General features: G+C 65.2%; 21 protein-coding genes and 1 pseudogene. 3 read left to right on the forward strand and 19 right to left on the reverse strand.

What is annotated here, in order from left to right; genetic code table 11:
* Window positions 1-6 precede the first annotated feature (6 nt).
* The 5 genes from DL237_RS09675 to DL237_RS09695 are packed head-to-tail and all read right to left on the reverse strand — an operon-like array spanning window position 7 to window position 6289.
* A complete protein-coding gene (locus DL237_RS09675) occupies window positions 7-2028 on the reverse strand; it encodes a prohead protease/major capsid protein fusion protein (protein ID WP_119398852.1) in 2022 nt (673 codons plus the stop codon).
* Between the two features lie 5 nt (window positions 2029-2033).
* Window positions 2034-3575 (reverse strand): phage portal protein, encoded by a 1542-nt coding sequence (locus tag DL237_RS09680; protein WP_119398853.1) that lies wholly within the window; start codon window positions 3573-3575, stop codon window positions 2034-2036.
* Complete coding sequence (locus tag DL237_RS09685; protein WP_119398854.1) at window positions 3575-3784, reverse strand: phage head-tail joining protein; 210 nt, start codon at window positions 3782-3784, stop codon at window positions 3575-3577. Before DL237_RS09685 ends, DL237_RS09680 begins: the two co-directional genes overlap by 1 nt.
* A gap of 2 nt (window positions 3785-3786) precedes the next feature.
* Window positions 3787-5781 (reverse strand): phage terminase large subunit family protein, encoded by a 1995-nt coding sequence (locus DL237_RS09690; RefSeq protein WP_119398855.1) that lies wholly within the window; start codon window positions 5779-5781, stop codon window positions 3787-3789.
* Entirely contained in the window at window positions 5729-6289 is a 561-nt protein-coding gene (locus DL237_RS09695) for a hypothetical protein (protein WP_119398856.1), read from the reverse strand. Before DL237_RS09695 ends, DL237_RS09690 begins: the two co-directional genes overlap by 53 nt.
* Window positions 6290-6400: 111 nt before the next feature.
* On the opposite strand from DL237_RS09695, the gene DL237_RS09700 reads away from it, so the two are divergent.
* From DL237_RS09700 to DL237_RS09710, 3 genes are all read left to right on the forward strand, one after another.
* Window positions 6401-6670 (forward strand): hypothetical protein, encoded by a 270-nt coding sequence (locus tag DL237_RS09700; protein WP_119398857.1) that lies wholly within the window; start codon window positions 6401-6403, stop codon window positions 6668-6670.
* A gap of 5 nt (window positions 6671-6675) precedes the next feature.
* On the forward strand, window positions 6676-6864 hold the full coding sequence (locus DL237_RS09705) for a hypothetical protein (RefSeq protein WP_119398858.1): 189 nt from the start codon (window positions 6676-6678) through the stop codon (window positions 6862-6864).
* A 90-nt stretch (window positions 6865-6954) separates the two neighbouring features.
* The gene (locus tag DL237_RS09710) at window positions 6955-7473 is read left to right on the forward strand and encodes a DUF3489 domain-containing protein (RefSeq protein ID WP_119398859.1); all 519 of its coding nucleotides are present in this window, start codon (window positions 6955-6957) and stop codon (window positions 7471-7473) included.
* A 58-nt stretch (window positions 7474-7531) separates the two neighbouring features.
* Here the strand turns inward: DL237_RS09710 and DL237_RS20460 are convergent, their stop codons facing one another.
* From DL237_RS20460 to DL237_RS09765, 14 genes and pseudogenes are all read right to left on the reverse strand, one after another.
* Entirely contained in the window at window positions 7532-7921 is a 390-nt protein-coding gene (locus DL237_RS20460; protein ID WP_147405324.1) for a hypothetical protein, read from the reverse strand.
* Between the two features lie 74 nt (window positions 7922-7995).
* Entirely contained in the window at window positions 7996-8214 is a 219-nt protein-coding gene (locus tag DL237_RS09715; RefSeq protein ID WP_119398860.1) for a DUF7220 family protein, read from the reverse strand.
* Complete coding sequence (locus DL237_RS20840) at window positions 8211-8693, reverse strand: hypothetical protein (RefSeq protein ID WP_233544946.1); 483 nt, start codon at window positions 8691-8693, stop codon at window positions 8211-8213. The genes DL237_RS09715 and DL237_RS20840 overlap by 4 nt, the downstream gene beginning before the upstream one ends.
* Window positions 8694-8898: 205 nt before the next feature.
* Window positions 8899-9399, reverse strand: a pseudogene (locus tag DL237_RS20845) (DNA cytosine methyltransferase); the annotation flags it as partial.
* 4 nt (window positions 9400-9403) lie between these two features.
* Complete coding sequence (locus tag DL237_RS09725; RefSeq protein WP_119398862.1) at window positions 9404-10657, reverse strand: site-specific DNA-methyltransferase; 1254 nt, start codon at window positions 10655-10657, stop codon at window positions 9404-9406.
* Window positions 10658-11053: 396 nt separating this feature from the next.
* Window positions 11054-11500, reverse strand: a complete 447-nt coding sequence (locus DL237_RS09730) for a DUF6362 family protein (protein ID WP_119398863.1) — start codon at window positions 11498-11500, stop codon at window positions 11054-11056.
* Window positions 11493-11696: a hypothetical protein gene (locus tag DL237_RS09735; RefSeq protein WP_456107158.1), complete on the reverse strand. Its 204-nt coding sequence runs from the start codon at window positions 11694-11696 to the stop codon at window positions 11493-11495. The genes DL237_RS09730 and DL237_RS09735 overlap by 8 nt, the downstream gene beginning before the upstream one ends.
* Window positions 11693-12211, reverse strand: coding sequence for a hypothetical protein (locus DL237_RS09740; RefSeq protein ID WP_119398864.1), 519 nt, complete (start codon window positions 12209-12211; stop codon window positions 11693-11695). The genes DL237_RS09735 and DL237_RS09740 overlap by 4 nt, the downstream gene beginning before the upstream one ends.
* A 275-nt stretch (window positions 12212-12486) precedes the next feature.
* Window positions 12487-14841: an AAA family ATPase gene (locus tag DL237_RS09745; protein ID WP_233544934.1), complete on the reverse strand. Its 2355-nt coding sequence runs from the start codon at window positions 14839-14841 to the stop codon at window positions 12487-12489.
* A 35-nt stretch (window positions 14842-14876) separates the two neighbouring features.
* A complete protein-coding gene (locus DL237_RS09750) occupies window positions 14877-15638 on the reverse strand; it encodes a hypothetical protein (protein ID WP_119398866.1) in 762 nt (253 codons plus the stop codon).
* Complete coding sequence (locus DL237_RS09755) at window positions 15635-15841, reverse strand: DUF6511 domain-containing protein (RefSeq protein ID WP_119398965.1); 207 nt, start codon at window positions 15839-15841, stop codon at window positions 15635-15637. Before DL237_RS09755 ends, DL237_RS09750 begins: the two co-directional genes overlap by 4 nt.
* Complete coding sequence (locus DL237_RS20465) at window positions 15834-16052, reverse strand: hypothetical protein (protein WP_147405325.1); 219 nt, start codon at window positions 16050-16052, stop codon at window positions 15834-15836. The genes DL237_RS09755 and DL237_RS20465 overlap by 8 nt, the downstream gene beginning before the upstream one ends.
* On the reverse strand, window positions 16049-17731 hold the full coding sequence (locus DL237_RS09760) for a DEAD/DEAH box helicase (RefSeq protein WP_119398867.1): 1683 nt from the start codon (window positions 17729-17731) through the stop codon (window positions 16049-16051). Before DL237_RS09760 ends, DL237_RS20465 begins: the two co-directional genes overlap by 4 nt.
* A gap of 12 nt (window positions 17732-17743) precedes the next feature.
* Window positions 17744-18370: a hypothetical protein gene (locus DL237_RS09765; protein WP_119398868.1), complete on the reverse strand. Its 627-nt coding sequence runs from the start codon at window positions 18368-18370 to the stop codon at window positions 17744-17746.
* Window positions 18371-18384 lie beyond the last annotated feature (14 nt).

Consider the following 18384-nt stretch of genomic DNA (forward strand, 5'->3'; position numbering starts at 1 on the left):
CGGGCGTCACGCACCCGGGTTCTTGTATAGGCCGCGCCAGTCGATGGCCTTGGCGCCGAAGTCGAGGCGGCACTTGATCTCGACGCCGTCGACGTCGAAGCCGTTGCGCGTCTCGATGTAGGCGCCCTGCTGGCCCTCGAGATAGGCGTACTCGATGGTGTCGATCTGGTTCGGGCTGGCCGCCAGATACCAGGCGGTGGCGCTGGCCGCATCAAGGCGCGGCTCGCTGATCGGCGAGAGCGTCCGGATCGACTGCGGCACCACGCTGGAGGTAGCAGCAGGCACGAGGTTCTGAGCCACGAGCTGTTCGGCCTTCAGTTCCAGCGCGGCGGGCACGATCAGAAAGGCGGGGCGGATGTTCAGCACCGTCTTCTTGTCGAGCCCGGTCTGCAGCGCCATCGCCGCACGGGCCGCGCCCACCGCATCGACGGCCAGCGCCGCGCCGGTGCCCGCGAGGTTCTTGTGCGTGGTGTGGAACAGCGCGTTACCATCGGCCATCGCCGGGTTGGCGGTGATGATACCCCAGACCACGTCGCTTTCCAGCTGGGCGATGGAGTTGCCGTACATCGCCGGGATGCGCGTGAAGGCGTCGAGATCGTCGTTGATCAGCACCTGCCGGGTGATCGCGACCACCCGGCCATAGGTCTTGACCTTGTAGCTCTCCTTGCTCTCGCCCAGCGTGCCGCGCTTGAACTCGCCACTTTCGCCGACCTCCAGCAACTGCGGCGCTTCGCCGAGCTGGACGCGGTGCATGGATTTGAAGTCGGTGGCAAGCACCTGGCGGCAGAAGAGCGCGAAGGTCCGGGGATAGGCGTCATAGGCCTGCCGCAGCGTCTTGTTGGTGACGGCCGAGAGGATCTCGGGGAAGTCAGAGGTCGAATGTAGCGCGCGCGTCGCCACCTCGTCGCGCGACAGGCCGCGCGTGTTGACCCCGGCATTGCCGAGGCTCTCGCGGGCGAGTTCCAAGAGCGTCATGCCGCGATACTGGCGCGCGGCATCCTCGAGCGGGAACAGCGTCGGGCTGTAGCGGTGCAAGAGCGCGTTCGCCACGGCATCGCGCCGGGTGATGCGCTCGTCCCGGCCGCCGAGAGGCACGGAGACATGGGGGAAGGTCCGGGTCTCGTCGGACTTCGCGGCGACCTGGTCGAGGATCAGGCGGCGGGATTCGTCCACGCTGACGCCGCGCTTGACCAGATCCTCGGCGAAGCCACGCTCGAGGTTCAGCCGCCCGGCCAGATCGTAGATGGTGGAGACGCGGTCGCGCTCGGCCTCGCGGGCGCGGGTCGCGATGGCCTCGGTGTCGGGGGCTTCGGGCTTGAGGGCATTGGGCTGGCTGCGCGTTTGCGCCTCGGCCGCGCCGGTCTTGTCGTCGGGCATGGTGATCTCCTCGGTCGCTGCCGTATCGGTTGTGTCGTCGGCCGGGGCGGCCGGGGTCGTCTTGTCGGTCATCGGGGATGCTCCTTCGCTGGTTTCGGCGTCCCGGCGATGGAGGACGCAGTCGTGATGTTCGCCCTTGGCGCGGAAGCCCGCGGCGGGATCGGCGCCGACCGGCACGGCCGAGATCTCGAACGGGGTCCAATCGACCGCCCGCCAAAGCTCGCGCCCGCCATCGGGCTTGGAGACCTCGAAGCGGTGGACCTGGTAGCCGATCGAGACCGCGCGGATGTGCCCGGCCTGGATGTCGCGCCAGATCGGCTCGACATCGGCACGCTCGCTGATCCGCACCAAGGCGATGCCGCGGCCGTTCTCGATCCGGGCTGAACCCGGCACGACCGAGCCGATGACGGCGTCGAGCGTGTCGATTTCGTGCACCTTCAGGAACGGCGCGCCCGCGTTCAACCGGTCGAGCCGGACATGGGCGGGATCGAGGCTCAGTTCCTCGTCATAGGGTTCACCGAAGAAACTGGCGCGACGAACGCGAGCGCCTGCCGACCAGATCACTTCGACGGTGCGCGCGTCATTGTCGACGCTATTCGGCGCAAGCTCCGCCGACCGGCGCAGGGCCGGCAGTTCGATCATCGTGTCCATGAAGGTCAGTCCTGTTGGTCGGCCTGCGCCGGGTCTGTGGCATCCGCGTCGGCGGAGAGGTCGTTTGTCGGATCGGCGGCCGGATCGTTGCTCTGCGCGCTGCCCGTCTTGGTGACGCGGCGCGGGTCGCTGTCGAGCACCAGCCCCAGCGCGTCGAGCTTGGCGTTCGTCGCGGCGATCTCGGCCAGCACGGCATCCGGGTTACGGCCCTGCCGGGCGATCACTTCCGCCAGCGTCATGGTGCCGGAGCGGATCGACAGCAGGTTGGCCATCGCGTCCTTCTGTGGATCGACCGCCTCGAACTTCGGCGGCGACCATTCGACCGGCACGGTCGGCGACGGGATCTGGCCCGCCGCCCATGCGGCTTCCGTGAACCACCGCCAGACGGGCGCGCAGAACATCGGGATGAAGAGCTGCCATTGCACGGCGTCGATCTGGCGGCGGAACTCGACGAGCCCAGCCCGGATCGAGGAATAGTTGACCTGGCTGAGATCGCCGGTCAGCAGCTCATAGGGCACCCGGAACCCGGCCGAGATGGTGTGCAGGCTGGCTCGCTTGTATTCGCCATAACCGCCGGTGGCTGAGGGCTGGTTGAAGCGGATGTCCTTGCCGCCGCGCGCATAGGCGATCAAGCCCGGCTCGAACTGCTCCACCCTGTTGCCGTCGGCATCGACCACGGCTGGCGCGATGCCCTGCTGCGCCTCGTCGTCGCCGAAGACGATGGCGGTGACGCAGGCCTCGGTCTTCTTGCGGACCAGTTCGGCCACCTCGTAGTCGTCGAGATCGCGCAACGACCGGATCACCGGCGCGCCCCAGGGAACGCCACGCGCCTGCGTGCGCTGCTTTTCATAGATATGGGCGATCTCGGTTGCCGGGACCGGGCGGCTCTGCAACCCGTTCTGCAGTGACCCGTAGACGTCGCCCGGATGCTCGGCATGCAGCCAGTAGGCCCGGCGCTTGCCGACCGGGTCGAACTCGATCCCCTGCACAAGGCGTCCCGCGCCGAGCGCGCCGGATTTCGAGGCGTCGAGGAAGTCGGCCTCCAGCACCTGCAGTTGCAGGGGCACCGACAGGCCATCGCTCGCCCGACGCAGGCGGCGGCGCACCAGGACTTCGCCCGCCTCGATCATCTCGCGGCAGATCAGGGTCTGGAGCCCATAGAAGTCGAGCTGATCGTCCGCGTCGCAGTCCGCCGTCCAGCGTTCGAAGAGCGCGTCGACCTTGCGGTCCAAAGCCTCGTTACCACTCGCGGCGCGCGGCATGATCCCCGCGCCGATGATATTGTTGACCAGCACCGCGACGGCTTTTGCCGCATGCGGGTTGTTGCGCACCAGATCCCGCATCCGGTCGCGCAAGAGCGCCCCGGCCACCCCGATCTCGGTGTCGGCCGAGGATCCCGGCGCGCGCCAGCCGTCCGTCCGTCGCCCTTTCGCGGCCCCGTCATAGCCGCGCGTCAGGGTCTCGAAGGCCTGACGGGCCAACACGCGCCTGGCGGCGGCCCGAGGGGCGACGGAGGCAATGGCCCTGTCGAACCAGTTTGCCGACATCAGCGATCCCCGCGCGAAAAGCCTGCCAGCCCGGCCATGGGCAGCGGCCGTGTGGTGCCCGCAACGGCGCGTTCGATGGTGCGGATGCGCGCGAGAAGGTCCTCGGCCGAGCCGTAATCCACCGATTTGCCGTCATAGCTGACCCGGGTCGTGCCGCTGGCATAGGCCCGGCGCAGCGCCGAGAGCTCGGTTTCCGTCCAGTCGGTCATGTTCAAAACCATCCTTCCCGTCGCCCGAGCCAGTCGGAGCGGCGCTTGCCCTGCGGGACCTGCCCCGGCCGGTTGATCTGTCCGGCGGGATCGGTGTCACCGTAAGGCGCGGACCCGAGCTGATCCTCGAGATCGCGCCATTTCTCCTCAGACCAGCGGTCCGCGCCCGCGATCCAGGCGGCGGCGCGGGCATAGACCCGGCAATCCAGCGCCTCGTTCCGCTCGCGGAGCTTCTGCCATTCGAGCTTGGCGAAGCCACGTTTCGTGCGCACCGTCACCAGCTGCTCGGCCACGAACTGCTTCAGCCATTCGTTCTCGACCCAATGCGGCAGGTGGACCGTTCCCGGTGAGAACGCCGCACCATTGGCCATGTCCTCCTCGGTCGGCCGTTCGAGCCGCAGGAAGCGATAGGTCTCGGCCTTGAAGGTCGACACCGCCACGGTCCAGAGGCGCGCACCCCGACGCAGACGTTTGCCGCCCTCGGTCGCATCCACATAAGTGGGCCCCGACACCGGGCTTGCCCGATTGAACCCCTCCACGCCCTTGACCGGCGACACCTGCGCGAACCCCTGAGCCCGCGACCAGCCATAGACCGCCGGGGCCTCATAGCCCGTGTCGATGGAAAGCCGCGCGATCTTCAGATGCGCGCCACCTTCATGCGGCCACGTCCGACCGAGCAGGTCTGTCAGGTCGGCCCAGGCCTCATGCCGGTCGGGCCCGCCCTCAATCACGATGTGATCGACCAGCCAGCTTTCCAGACCTCGGCCCCAGGCCCAGACATCGACCTCGATCCGGTCCTTCTGCACGTCGGCCCCAGCGGTGAGGAACAACCCGCCCGCAGGCACCATCCCGGGTGTCCAGCGCTCACGCCGGTCGTAAAGCCGCTGCCAGTCCGGCGCTTCCCCTGTCTCGACCCATGTCTCGCCGAGGATCGTGTTGCGGAACGCCTTGATCGCCTCATCGGACCCTTGGGCCGCGTCCCATGCCCGCACGATCCGCTCCCAGCTGAGCCAGCCGATGGGCGAATAGAGCGCCGAGAGGTGGTAGCCGACGGAATTGGGATCCACTGCCGTCGCGGTCGCCCGCCATTCGCCAGCCTCCAGCATTGCCGTCTTGTGATGTTCCGCGACGGGCGTGTCGCAGCCCTCGCAGTGATACTCCGCCGTTTCCGGCTGTCCCTTCTGCCAGCGCAGCCGTTCGAATTTCAGCCACTGCATCTCGCCGCAATGCGGACAGGGCACGAAGAACCGGCGTTGATCGCTGGCCTCATAGTCCCGTTCGATCCGGCTCATCCCCCGAATGGTCGGCGTTGAGACCAGGAACACCTTGCGCCGATGGGCAAAAGTCAGCGACCGCGCCTCGGCCAGCGTGACAGGATCGCCTTCCTCGTCGGCCGAGGCCGGATAGGCATCGACCTCGTCGAGGAAGATGTAGCGCGCCGGGGTCGAGCGCAGCCCAACCGCCGAGTTCGCCCCGGTCATGATCAGGATGCCGCCGGCGAATTCCTTCGACAGCATTGTGTTGCCCGCATCCCGCGAGCGCGCCGGTTTGACCCGCTCCCGCAGCTCCGGGCTTTCGTCGATCAGCGGATCAATCCGCTGCCGCGAGTTCCGTTTCGCCAGTTCCACAGTGGGCTGGACGGCGAGCATCGGCCCTGGTGCCTGGTGGATCGCGAAGCCGATCCAGTTGTTACCCGCTTCGGTCGCCCCGACCTGAGCGGCCTTCATGAAGACAATCCGCTGTGTCGGATCGCCGGGCGACAGCCGGTCCATGATCTCGCCCATGTAGGGCGTGCGGGCGGTGCGATACCGCCCCGGCTCGGCCGATGCCCGCCCTGAGAGCATCCGGTGCCGATCCGCCCATTGCGAAACCGTCAGGTCCGGATCCGGCGTGAGGCCTTCACTCCAGGCACGCAGGATTTCGGCCGCGCCATCGAAGTCGTCCTCACCGGAGATCGGCTTGGACCTCGGCAAGATCGTCGAGCTGGGCACGGACATGTTTCTCCAGAACCTTCTGCATCGCGGCGGGCTCGACGCCCAGATCAGCCGCCATCAAAGCCGCCGCGCGTGCGGGCCAGTTGACCCAGACATCCCGTTCCTGCCGCGCCAACCGAAACACCAGGGACAGCGCGCGGGCGCGGTCGATCAACTCGCCTTTCAGTTTTTGCAGCCGCAGGCGGCGTTCCTGCGCCTTCAGAACCTCGTTGGCCGTCTTGGCCTGCAGGAAGGTGGTCCCGTTGCCCATCGGCGGGGCAGACATTCCCTGTTCGCGCAGCGTTTCGCCGACAGCTGAGACCGCCGCCTCCGGGACGGGTTTGAGCTTCGCGTTAGGCGCTTTGCGGGTTTTCGACGGGTCGGTTGCCTGCGCTCGCAGCGCATCGCTCGCCTCCGCGTCGATACTGCCATCGGAATGCAGAACCACGCGTCCCGTTGCCTTGGCCTTCTGGATAGCTCCGCTTGAGAGACCGACGCGGGCGGCGTATTGGCGCTCGCTCAGACCCTCCATGAAATGCTCCGATTATCATTCAAAATCATGTGCTTATGTAGTTGATATGCCTCCGCACCAGAGCGAACGTGGTCCTACGAAAACGATGCAACTCACCACGGAGCCGCCACGATGACCCGCCTTAACCCACAGACAACGCCCCGCCACCAGCTTCGCGCCGAGAAGGCACGCCGCAACAAGGAGGCGGCTTTGAATGCCTTCATCGGCAAGAAGGCCGAGATCGACGAGATGCTCGCCCGGTTGCAAGGCCTCAGCGATGAACACTTCAACTGCCACCCCGACGAGATCGGCTGGGCCACCGTCGGCAGCCTCGAGCACTACGCCTGCCTCCTGGAGCGCATCACGGACAGCGCCTTTGGCGAAGGCGAATACGCGGAGTGACCCCGATGAGCAGCACCCTTGCAGAGCGCTATAACCGCGAGGCCACCCGTCTTATGCCGCACATGGGCAGCGACCTTCAGGTCGACCCGACCATCAACGCCGCGAGCGAGATCGACGAGATCGTGTTTCGCCGCAGCGAATATCTCGGGGGCATGGCGGCCGTCCTCCTTGCCCTGATCGCGCGCGACAACTGAGCCATCGCGCGCCGGTCCCGGCCCGCCCAAGCGGCGGGCTCGCCTCGGTAGAAGCCACGCACTCCGCGCGGCCCAAACCCGGAGGCAAACATGACCAAACTTACCGACACCCAAGCCATCATTCTCAGCGCCGCGTCCCAACGCGACGGCCATATCGCCTTGCCGCTTCCCGACAGCCTGCGCGGCGGGGCCGCCGCCAAGGTGGTCGGCGCTATGCTCGCAAAAGGCCTCATCGAAGAGGTGGAGGCCGATATGTGCAAAGGCGAAGCCGTCTGGCGCGAGACCGGCGACGGGCATGGCGTCACGCTGGTCGCCACCGACACAGGCCTCGCCGCCATTGGAATTGAGACTGGTGGCGCGGAGGTCAAACCGACCAAAGACGCAGCCCCCAAGACCCGCACGCCGCGCGGGGGCACCAAGCAGGCCACTCTCATCGCCATGTTGCGCGCGCCAGACGGCGCGACCATCGCGGAGATCATGGCCGCGACTGGATGGCAGTCACACACCGTGCGCGGCGCGATGTCCGGCACGCTCAAGAAGAAGCTCGGGCTCGAAGTGACCTCGGACAAGGTCGAGGATCGGGGCCGCGTTTACACTATCCGCGACTGACGCACACGGCCCAACACACTGAGGACCGCCGTCCTTGCTGGGGCGGCGGGCTACTGCGTCATTTGAACAGCGAAATGAGTCCAAGCACGATCCCAATTGCTCCAAGGCCTACCGACCAAACCGCAAGCCAAGCTGGAATGTAGATTCGGGGATCCGGCGTCCGAAGATACCAGCACACCTTGCCAAACGCCCCGAGCTCTTTGATTTCAAAATTCAGCGGCTCGTTCTTCTTGACTCCAAGTGATTGCCTTGAATCGAAGGCCATGTAGATAGAGGTGTGATCGTCGTGGCCGAGCAAAACTGCATCGCATGACTTAGATCGGTCGGCAGTGTTTATTATTCGAGCGACGCCGTATCGCCCAACCCCACTCCGATACGACTGATGCACGCGGACGATCGAACTGCCCCATTCGCTTCGATCGAGCCCTTTGACTTCTAATTCTGGCATGTTCTGGTCCCGGCTGATTTGGGGACATCATACACCTTCAGCGTGACAAGTAGTAAGATCTATGCAAGTCGAAGTTACGCTTTCTCGCGCAATCGTTCGAAAATCCGCCGCAGCGCGAATGAACGCGCGATGCTCACCACCGTGAAGATTGCGCCCATCTTCAGGTTCTGCGCCAATGTCGTATGCAGCCCAAAGATCGGAAAGATCAGGATCTGCGTGATGACCGCAACGCCGTAGCCGATGACCACGTTGGCGACGGACTCGATCAGCGACATGAGCCGCGATTGCTTCATGTCGCCACCTCATTCATCGGCCAGCAATTGAGCCGCGAGAGTTCGGAGCGCATGCGCGGCAACCAGTGGGACCACGCCGTTGCCGCAGAGCCGAAGGCGGTCCACCCGGTGGGCCAGCCCATCAGCGCCTCGACGAATGCTGGGTTCAGCGTCCGGCGCGGCTCGGAGGTATCGCTCCCAGCCGTCGGCGTCACCAGGACCTGGCGGCCAAGCAGGCCGTTGACCGGCGTGTTCGCCAATGTCGTCGCCCCGTCCTTGTGATCCCGCGCCGTTGGCGTCATCCACATCTGGCTGGCGCTGGTCAGGTCGGCCGATTTGCGATTGCCCGCGCTCGGCTTGTTGCCGTCCGTCGCCATCGGCGTTGGCCAGTCCCGCGCCATGCCATCGAGACCCTTCTCGTGTCTCCGGGCACCGCCCCGGCTGCGAAAGTTGTCGGTCTGCGGCGTTGGCCACATCGCGGCCGATGTCGCCAGGTTCATCCCGTGTTTGCCCGCCGATTGTGATGGCGTCGGTTTCGTCTGCCGGTTCTCGTTGGCGCTCGCCCGTGGCGTTGGCCAGAGCCGCAGCATCTCCGTCCGGTTCCCACCGCTCGAGCGGGTCCCGGAGCAAGCGCGCGGGGTTGGCAAGTTGATCGTGCTCGCGGTGCGCGACGATGAAGAGCCGCTCGCGCTTGTGGGGTGCACCGACTTCCGCCGCCGTGAAGAGGCCTGCCGCAAGGCGGTAGCCCATGCCGACCAGTCCGCTGGCGACTTCGGGAAATCCGAGGCGGACATGATGGGCGACATTTTCGAGGAAGACGAAGGGTGGCTCGACCTCTCCGATGATGCGCGCGACATGCGGCCAGAGGTGCCGCGGGTCGTCCGCGCCCCGGCGCTTGCCCGCGACGGAGAACGGCTGGCACGGATATCCCGCAGTGACGATGTCCACCGCGCCGCGCCACGGGCGGCCGTCAAAGCTGGCAACATCGTCCCAGACAGGTGCCGGATCCAGGGCCGCCTCTTCCATCCGCGCCACGAGAATGGCCGCGGCGTAGGTTTCCCGTTCGACATGGCCCACAGTTCGATAGCCGGGCATGGCAATGGTGAGCCCGAGGTCGAGCCCGCCTGCGCCGGAGCAGAGCGAGAGGCCGAACAGGTCTCCGGCTCCGGAACCGTGTCCGGAGGAAGGTAAAGCCAGGTCATGCATCGCCTCAGCGTGGGTTGGCCGTCAGATCGGCGAAGCTCTCACCGGTTTCGTCCAGCACGGCGGTCTGGCCCGTGAACTGCTGCCAGCGTTGCACGGCGACATCGACGTAGGCCGGGTTCAGTTCGACCCCGAGGCACACACGGCCCGTGGTTTCCGCCGCGATCAGCGTGGTGCCGGACCCCATAAAGGGCTCGTAGACCGCCTGACCGGGGCTTGAATTGTTGAGGATCGGCCGGCGCATGCATTCGACGGGTTTCTGGGTCCCGTGCACGGTTTCCGCATCCTGATCTTTGTTGGCGATCTGCCAGAGCGTCGTCTGCTTGCGGTCGCCCGCCCAATGGCCCTTGCCGGTTTTTTTCACGGCATAGAGGCAGGGTTCGTGCTGCCAGTGATAATCGCCGCGGCTCAGCACCAGGCGATCCTTGGCCCAGATGATTTGCGAGCGGATGTTGAAGCCGGAGGCCTCGAGGCTCTCGGCGACCGTCGTCGCATGCAGCGCGCCGTGCCAGACATAGGCCACATCGCCCGGGAACAGCGCCCAGGCCTCGCGCCAATCCGCGCGGTCGTCATTCAGCACCCTGCCGGTGCGCTTGGTGGCTGCGGCGCCAGCTTTGTTGCGCCAGCCGGGATCGTATTCGACTCCGTAGGGTGGATCGGTCACCATCAGCAGCGGTGTCACATCGCCGAGCAGACGTTCGACGTCCGTGGCCACCGTCGCGTCCCCGCAGAGCAACCGATGCTTTCCCAGCACCCAGAGATCGCCGGGACGGCTGATCGGGGTCTCGGGTGCCTCCGGAACATCGTCCTCTCTCTCACGGGATGCGGTCTCGGGATCGACCTCACCGGCCAACAGCGCTTCGAGCTCAGCATCGTCGAAGCCAATGAGCGACAGGTCAAAATCCTCGGCCAGCAGGTCGTTCAGCTCGGCCGAGAGCAGTGCTTCATCCCAGGTCCCGAGTTCCGTCAGCTTATTGTCCGCGATCCGGTAAGCCCGTCGTTGCGCCTCGGTCAAATGGCCCAGCACGATCACGGGGGCCTCGGTCAGCCCCAGCTGCGTCGCGGCCCATACCCGACCGTGGCCCGCGATCAGCTCTCCGTCGTCGGCGACGAGGCAAGGCACCGTCCAGCCGAACTCCGCCATGCTGGCGGCAATCTTCGCGACCTGATCCGCGCCATGCGCCTTTGCGTTCTTCGCATAGGGCTGGAGCCTGTGCAGCGGCCACATCTCGATTGCATCCGGGGCAAAGCTCAGGGTCATGCGGGTCGGTTCGCCTCAATCGGGTGGACTCCGGATACCGGCACCCAGCCTAGACCCCACGAGGGGTCCAGCGGCCATCGGGCGTATCCGGTGCCAAAGGTTTGTTTTATTGTGGTTTTCAGCAGATCGCAGGTGGATGCCTGCTAGGGGTGGCTTCCCAAAAAACCGGCCCTGTCGCTAGCGATATTGCGCGCTTCGCCCGCCCGTATACGTTTCGGGCCGGGAAGGACCCGCGAAGTCAGCGGGTTAGCGGCTTGGGCCCCAGCTGGCCACCTTGGTGGACCCCGGAAGCCAGCTGCGCGGCCGCTGCCTGCGCGCGCCTCTCCCGAGTATATCCAATTTCTAGCCTCTCAGCCGGAAACTGTAACCCTTTGCGATGTCTCACTGAAAATTCTGTCACAGGACGATTTTCCTTGACAGGTTGTTCGCGTTCTCAACCACGAAACGCCGTGACCGCTTCGAAGGCGGCACGCGCCCATTGAGCCGCCAGGTGATCAGCGCGAGGCCGTATTGCCAATGGCGGTTGGCCGCGGGGCGGCTGATCCCCATCTCCCAGCAGATCGGCTTCCACGGCGTGCGCTCGGCCCGCAACCAGACGATCCGGGCATCGTCCCGCTCCAGCCAGCGCAGCCAGAGCAATGCCTCCTCGGCCTCGGAGATCTGGCGCGGTCCCGGCCGGGGCCTGCGCATTTGCGGTTCCTGACCGACCTTGTCCGCGAAGCTGTGAAAATACTCGGGCCAGGCATTGAAGAAGCCCTGCGGCATGACGCCGGGCAAGGTACGGAAGACATCGGCCGCGCTCTCCAGCCGGTCCTCCACGCGCGCTGTGGTCCACTCAGTCATTGCCTACCTCCGGTTCCCGCTTGCCATAAAGGCGTTCGCCCAGCTGGCGGACCAACTCGCGCTCTGGCCAGGTGAGGCGATTGTCATCCACGGAGACTGCCAGAACGCCCTGTTCCTTCCAGCCGTCCTTTTTGACTTGATCGGGGCTGCGGCGAGTGCCCCCGAAGCCGCGAGGGGCGAAGCTCATGCGGTTCATGCCATGCCTCCTTCGGTCTCGATCGCCCAGTGCAGGATCGCGATGGCGTCGGCCTCGTTGTCATCGGCCGGGCTGAAGCCACGCGCCTCAGCGGCTGCGATCATGGCCGCCTTGTTGGCGTTGCCCTTGCCAGTGGCGTGGCGCTTGATGGTTCCGACGGGCACGCCTTGGTAAGGCACGCCGCGCATCTCGGCCCATGCGGTCAGCGTGGCCATCAGCCCCCCATAGACATGCGCCGCATCGGTCCCGGCGTGGCGGCGAACTTCCTCGAACCAGATAGCGGCAATGGGACCAGACAACCGCTGCAACTCGCCCAACCAATTGGTGAAGCGCAGGTATCGCATCCCACCACCGTCATAGCGCCCGGGTTTGAACGAAGCCGTCCCGCTGGTGATAATGCCGTCCGCGGACCGTAGCGCCCAGCCCGTTGTGGTCCCAAGATCCAGGGCCAGGATGGTCGCCGACAAAGCTATCGTCTGGTGTTGACACACGGTTTCAATTTGCCTGTTCGACATTGTCATCTCCATTGCTGCTCGAAAGGTGAAAGGTGCGGGGCAGATCGGCCCGTGCGCGGATACCCCACGACGTATGGGATGGGGCCAAACCTGCTCGTTGCCCCCCATACGTAGTATGGGGGCTTTCCACACTAACTCCTCTTTTGCGGGTAACGTGCTGATAAAGAACGAGAAAATAGGAGTTCGGAGGAGTTGGGGAGGAGTTAGCCCACTAACTCCTCTTGTGGAGTAAGCCATTGATTTCATTGATACAGGAGTTAGGGAGGACATAGGAGTTAGGCCTCACTCCTAGGAGTTAGTGAGCCCAAATCGTCGTCCGCAGCCGTCTCCGGATAGACCCAAACGGCCGGGTTTTCGACGTCCATGCAGACCCCGGAATTGGGGCATTTGTAGTGGCTGGGAAGGACGGGATCGGCGTCTTCGAAGACCTCTCCGGTCTCCGGATCGACACGCTCTTCGGGGCGAAACCGCATCCCATCGACGCAGAGGTAACCGAACCGGGATCGAACCTTCGGATAGCCAAAGGCGCTGCCATCTCGCAGGAATTTAACATGGCCCTTCGTGGCCAGAACACTCAACCGTTCGCGGATGGTGTATTTGCTGCCAAGCCCACTCTGGTTCTCGAAGGCCTCGGCGAACTGCATGGTCGTGTAGAGTTGCCCGCTGGTGGCCTCCTCGAAAAGCAGGTCGAGGATCACATCGCGCTTGCGGTTGCGCTCGGCGTCATGTTTGGCCCCGACCTCCTTGCGAACCAGTCGCTCGTTCATGGGGTTCAACTCGACCCATTGCCCGTCGACTTTGTCGATCAGCTTGGCGGGAAGCGCAGGTCCGTTCCTGAGCTCGATCTCCAGCTTGCGTTCCGGGGCCTGTTCGTCGGGCCGGTGGAGGATCAGGCCGGAGGTATAGAACCCGCGCAGCGCGCTGGCGCCTGAGAGCGCGAGGAAGGGATCGTCTTTGACCTGCTGCTTGCTGAGCTTCTTGGTGTGGTGGACCAGGATCACCCCGCAATCGGGGTCGACATGGTCTCGCAGCACCTCGACGCGTTCCTTGAGGAAGAACATCATGGCGGTGTTGTCGTTCTCGCCGCCACCATCGGGCCCGCCGTCGAACAGGTTGCGGATAGGGTCCACGCAGAGAATGTCAGGCGGTGCCTCCGGGAACGCTGTCTGCACGGCGCGCGCGACCCGCACGCTGCCCTCGTTGTCGAGCAGCATCTTGAGCTTTGGCGTCGCAACGAAGGTGTCGCGCGCGGCGGCCAGCACCTCTGGCGGCAGGGCAATCTGCTTCAGGCGTTCGCGCAGATAGTGATACTGGATCTCCGCTTGAAGGTAGAAAATGCGTAGCGCCCGCGGCGGAGTGAACCCGAGGAATGACACGCCAGCCGCCATGTAGACGAGCCAGGAAATCAGAAGGTCGCTCTTGCCCACCTTGGGCGCGCCGCCCAGCACCAGAAGCCCGCCTGGCGTCAGCACACGCGGAGCAATGATGTCCTCCGGCATGGGGCTCTGGTCGTCGAGCAGCGCGCCGAGCGTGAAGGCAGGCATCTCCTGTGGCCCCGGTGGGCCGGAGTCCAGCCGGATCAGCGGCGGGCCGTATTTCTCGACATGCCGGTCCCAAAGCCGCTCGGACTCGCGTTTGAGCCGCTCTACTGGCCACTGGGGCCGCAGCATCGCGGCGTTGTAGCCACAGATGCCTTCCCAACCCTCGTCTTTTGTCATCCGGCCCTCATGGACCATACGGATGAAATGGCCGATCGCGGCGGATGCTCCCTCGAAGCGGGACCAGTCGTCCTGCGCCCCCTCTCGCACGGGGGTCACCAGCACATCGTCCATGGCGGGCTTGTCCGGATGGGTGAACTCAGGCTGCAGGGACACGCCCGGCGCGGGCAGCATGTCGGCGACCGCCTCGATGAACTCGTCCAGATCACGCTCGTGGGCGGCGTTCAGCTCGACAATACGCACCTGCGTTTTCAGGCTGTTCTTGTAATAGACAGAGCCCGCCACGCGGATGGGCTGGTGGGCCGAGCGGAAATGCATGTCACCGCCGACCTTGGCGGCAATGTCACCGCGCAGACGGCAGACACGGGCGATGTCTTCACCTTCCGCAGGCTCGGTCAGCATCCACCAGACGTGAGCTTTCCGCTGGCCCTCGGGCGTTACGCCGCCGCTTTCCACCACCATGGTCGGCGCGCCGAGGTGGCGTTCGAGGTGCGCACGCTTGGCAGCGATGTCGCCGGTGTCGAGATCGACCACGACGTTTTGCATCTGCAGGATTTCCGCTGCCTTGGCCTGGCCGGACGCGGCCACGGTGCCGGGTATCACGTAGACCGCTGCTCCCTGGCGCGAGGCCCATGTTGCGAAGGTCGCCATCTTCTCGGGGGCGGCCCGGTCCGCCTTGAGCCAGATGTTATGCGGACGGCCATCGATGCCCTGACCCTTGTCGATGAAACTGCGGACCGGGATCAGCCCGTCGCAATAGCCGAAGACGACTTGCATGAACTGGGCGATTTGCTCCGGATCAGGCTCGTCGCCGAACACGTCGACCTGCGGCGCGGCGTCATTGAAATCGCGCCACGGATTGAAATGAACGATGTTCTCTTCGGGCCCATCGGGCACTGTGTCATCGCGCATTTGCGTGTCCTCGTCGGGATCGGCTGGCTCGTCAGTCATTTGGCGAGGCCCCAGCACCGCTCGGCATGGGCACAGAACCGGCATTCAAAGAAGTCGCGCTTAGAGGCGATGCGCGGCAGCAGTTCACCGGCGTCGGTGGCCTGCAGGATCCGCACCGCGCGGTCGGACATGCGCTGCGCCAGATCGGCATCGAACGGCACGAGCTCATGATGCAGTTCGGCCGTGTCCTTGTTGATGGCAGTGAAGAGCGCCGGTGCGGCCGAGATCCCAGGCACCGCAGGCTCCATGTAGGCCTGGTAGATCGCGATCTGGGCGGCATAGACGGGCTTGGAAACCGTGACCCCGTCCTTGACGCAGGCGCGCCAGTTCTTCGCGTTCATGGTCTTACATTCCCAGAGCGCCGGGATGCGAAACCCAAGCGCTGCCGGGGCATCAGCGATGATCCCATCGACATGCCCACGGATCCGGCCGCCCGCGACGGAGAATCCGAACTGGCCGCCATCGCGCTTTTGGGTCACCAGATCGATCCCGGCGGCGCGCAGCCAGCGGATCGCCAGGTCTTCGAGCTGATGACCGATGGCGAAGATCCGCAACGTCTGCCCGCCGAAGTCGGCACCGTCATCCTTCGGCGCGCCCGCAAACTCGAATTGCAGTGCGCGTTCGCAGGCGTGGCCGAGGCGGGACGCGCCGAGATAGGTCCGGGGTGGCGTGGCCTCGCGCTCGGCGATGAGGGCCGCGTCGACCAGCGCGTTGATCCGGTCGGCGGTGGACGGGCGGTGATTGAAGTCCAATGTCAAAACGGGATCTCCGGCGCGTTTGATTTGGCAATGTCGGCCATGGCCTCGCGGAAACCCTCGACTGCCTCCTCGATCAGTGCCCGCACCTGCGCCTCCGTCAGATCGGCAAGTGCGGTCTGCCAGCCGATCTCTTCCAACAGCAGCGCGACGCGTTTCAGGGTGGCAGTGATGGCAGCGCGTTCCTCTTCGGTCAGATCAACCATGGCAAAACGCTCCCGCGCCAAACGCGTCCAGAAGCCCTGGCAGGGCATCGAGCAGAACCAGACCGATGGCCGGGGCCGCTTCGAACGAACCGGATCGCGCCAGCCAAAACCACGCGTGGGTTGCCGGCAGACAGCACAGAGCGTGCCACGCGGATGCCAGAGACGCCGCCGCTCCTCGGCTGTGATTTTGAGTGAAGATGCCATGGGTCATGCCGCCCTCCGTTCGAATCCGGCCACCGCGTTCACGGCGGCCTGGATGGCGCGTTTGTTGAAGCCGAAGGTCATCAGCACCGAAGCGCGGTAGCGCGTGAGGCCGAAGTCGTGCCGGCATTTCGGTGGCAGATATTTCAGCTGCTTGTCGGTCGGTGGCTGGCGCAGCCACGCCTTTGTCTTGAAGGCGCTTTCATCGCTTTCGTGGGTGTTCAGCCAGTCATCGGCCTGCGCGAGGCAGACGGTGCGTTCGCCGACGCCCAGCAGACGTGGCCGCGCGCCCTTGGCCCCGCCGACGGCGTACCAGACGCCGTCCATCCAGAAGATGCCGCCCCAGGCTGTGAAGCCGGTAGCCATTAGCGCGTCATCTGCGCCGAAGAGATCGACCCATGCGAAGCTGGAGCGCTTCAGCAGGTCGATCTCGGTCATGACAAAGCCTGAGAGTGGCGCTGCGTTCGTCCCGGTCTCGCCTTCGTCCTGCAGCAAGACCTCGCCGCAGAGCGGGCATTCAGTGGCGGCGAGCGGTATCTCCGCCGCGCAGGCGGAGCAGGATTTGGTCGGGGCGTCACCGGTGGCGATCTTGCCGTCCAGATCGACATCCTGTTCCAGCGTGCCGTGGATCAAGCTCGATGTCCCGAAATCCAGCACCACGCAGTCGGTCTTGACGATGCCGGGGTGTTCTTCGGGATCGACCGTGCGCAACCCGCGACCGACCATCTGGATCATGGTGGATTTGTAGGAACTAGGCCGCAGCAGCACGACGCAGGAGGTGGGCGGGTGATCCCAGCCTTCCGTGAGCACGGCGACATTGACGATCACGCAGATCTCGCCTGCCGCATAGTCGGTCAGGATGGACTTGCGGGTGTCGGCCGCCAGATCGCCGTGGATCAGCGCGGCCGTGATCCCCGCGGCGCGAAATGCCTCAGTGACGTGTTCGGCATGGGCGACGGTGGAACAGAAGACGACGGTCTGCCGGTCACCAGCCTTCTCGCGCCAGTGGCGGATCACCTCGTCGGTGACCGGCGCGCGGTCCATGATGTCCGCCACCTCGGTCATGTCGAAATCGGCACTGGTCTTGCGGACCGACTTCAATTCCTCCTGCACGCCCACATCGATGACAAAGGTGCGCGGCGGCACGAGATGCCCCGAGGCAATCAACTCAACCAGACGCACCTGGTCGGCGACATTGTCGAAGACCTCGCGCAGTCCTTTCTTGTCTCCCCGGGTCGGTGTTGCCGTCACCCCGAAAACGCGGGCGTCGGGATTGGCGTCACGCACCCGGTTGATGATGCGGCGATAGCTGTCCGCCACCGCGTGATGTGCCTCGTCGATCACAAGCAGGTCGAGGCGCGGCATGTCGGCCAGGTTCGAGGCCCGTGCCAGGGTCGGCACCATCGCAAAGGTGACGTCGCCGCCCCAGGATTTTTCGGTGGCATCGATCACCGAGGTGGACACCTCCGGCACCATGCGCTGGAACTTGGCGCGGTTCTGCGCCGTCAGCTCGTCTCGATGCGCCAACACGCAAGCTTTGGCTCCATCACCGAGCATCGCGCCGGTGACTGCCGAGAGCATGATCGTTTTGCCCGCGCCGGTGGGCGCCACACCGAGCGTATTGCCGTGTTGGCCGAGCGCAGCAACACTGCGCTCGACAAAGGTTTTCTGGCGGGGACGCAGGCGCATGACCGATCCCCCTTACTGGGCCCAGCTCGGCCGCCCGGGAGCACCGGGGTTGGCTGCTGGCGGATTGGACGAGGACGTTGGGGCGGCAGCATTCTGCTGCGAAGTGGCCCCCGGCCCGGCGTTACCACTGAACTGCAGGGGTGCAGTTCCCATGACCTGCGCATAATCGCGATGGTCAGGCGTGACCGCGCTGCGGATCTCGTTCTTGTCGTCGCCACTGGCATCGGTGCCGATGTCGATGCGGGCGACGAACTCAATGCCGTCGAGATCGGCGAAACCGCTGATGCGCCGTGCTGCCTGCGCTTCCGGCGACATGTCCTTGTCGGAAATCCCGCGCGCCGAGTTCAGCATACCGCGCACCAGGCTGCGGCCCATATTGGCCCAGTCTGGCCCCTTCGGGCTATACAGCCCGATCAGCGTGAAGATCTTGCGCCGGGCATATTGCCCCTCGGTCACGGTGAACTCGCCGTTGAGGTACACCGCGCCGGTGGAGCCGCGCGTGGCATAGCCGCCAGTCCAGCCCTGCGAGGCGTCGTCGAAGCCGCCGGGGCGGATGGTCAGGCGCACCTTGGCCAGTGTGCCCTTGGGGATGAGGTTGGTATTGCTCTGCGCGTCGTTGAAATCGTTCCAGGAACCCATGGGGAACCTCCTTT

This window comes from Pseudooceanicola sediminis (assembly GCF_003575965.1).
GTDB classification, from domain to species: domain Bacteria; phylum Pseudomonadota; class Alphaproteobacteria; order Rhodobacterales; family Rhodobacteraceae; genus Pseudooceanicola; species Pseudooceanicola sediminis.

Coding starts and splice junctions, on each gene's coding strand:
- DL237_RS09675 (WP_119398852.1), bottom strand. CDS start 2,028: ATGGACACGATGATCGAACTGCCGGCCCTGCGCCGGTCGGCGGAGCTT.
- DL237_RS09680 (WP_119398853.1), bottom strand. CDS start 3,575: ATGTCGGCAAACTGGTTCGACAGGGCCATTGCCTCCGTCGCCCCTCGG.
- DL237_RS09685 (WP_119398854.1), bottom strand. CDS start 3,784: ATGACCGACTGGACGGAAACCGAGCTCTCGGCGCTGCGCCGGGCCTAT.
- DL237_RS09690 (WP_119398855.1), bottom strand. CDS start 5,781: ATGTCCGTGCCCAGCTCGACGATCTTGCCGAGGTCCAAGCCGATCTCC.
- DL237_RS09695 (WP_119398856.1), bottom strand. CDS start 6,289: ATGGAGGGTCTGAGCGAGCGCCAATACGCCGCCCGCGTCGGTCTCTCA.
- DL237_RS09700 (WP_119398857.1), top strand. CDS start 6,401: ATGACCCGCCTTAACCCACAGACAACGCCCCGCCACCAGCTTCGCGCC.
- DL237_RS09705 (WP_119398858.1), top strand. CDS start 6,676: ATGAGCAGCACCCTTGCAGAGCGCTATAACCGCGAGGCCACCCGTCTT.
- DL237_RS09710 (WP_119398859.1), top strand. CDS start 6,955: ATGACCAAACTTACCGACACCCAAGCCATCATTCTCAGCGCCGCGTCC.
- DL237_RS20460 (WP_147405324.1), bottom strand. CDS start 7,921: ATGCCAGAATTAGAAGTCAAAGGGCTCGATCGAAGCGAATGGGGCAGT.
- DL237_RS09715 (WP_119398860.1), bottom strand. CDS start 8,214: ATGAAGCAATCGCGGCTCATGTCGCTGATCGAGTCCGTCGCCAACGTG.
- DL237_RS20840 (WP_233544946.1), bottom strand. CDS start 8,693: ATGAACCTGGCGACATCGGCCGCGATGTGGCCAACGCCGCAGACCGAC.
- DL237_RS09725 (WP_119398862.1), bottom strand. CDS start 10,657: ATGACCCTGAGCTTTGCCCCGGATGCAATCGAGATGTGGCCGCTGCAC.
- DL237_RS09730 (WP_119398863.1), bottom strand. CDS start 11,500: ATGACTGAGTGGACCACAGCGCGCGTGGAGGACCGGCTGGAGAGCGCG.
- DL237_RS09735 (WP_456107158.1), bottom strand. CDS start 11,696: ATGAACCGCATGAGCTTCGCCCCTCGCGGCTTCGGGGGCACTCGCCGC.
- DL237_RS09740 (WP_119398864.1), bottom strand. CDS start 12,211: ATGTCGAACAGGCAAATTGAAACCGTGTGTCAACACCAGACGATAGCT.
- DL237_RS09745 (WP_233544934.1), bottom strand. CDS start 14,841: ATGCGCGATGACACAGTGCCCGATGGGCCCGAAGAGAACATCGTTCAT.
- DL237_RS09755 (WP_119398965.1), bottom strand. CDS start 15,841: ATGGTTGATCTGACCGAAGAGGAACGCGCTGCCATCACTGCCACCCTG.
- DL237_RS20465 (WP_147405325.1), bottom strand. CDS start 16,052: ATGACCCATGGCATCTTCACTCAAAATCACAGCCGAGGAGCGGCGGCG.
- DL237_RS09760 (WP_119398867.1), bottom strand. CDS start 17,731: ATGCGCCTGCGTCCCCGCCAGAAAACCTTTGTCGAGCGCAGTGTTGCT.
- DL237_RS09765 (WP_119398868.1), bottom strand. CDS start 18,370: ATGGGTTCCTGGAACGATTTCAACGACGCGCAGAGCAATACCAACCTC.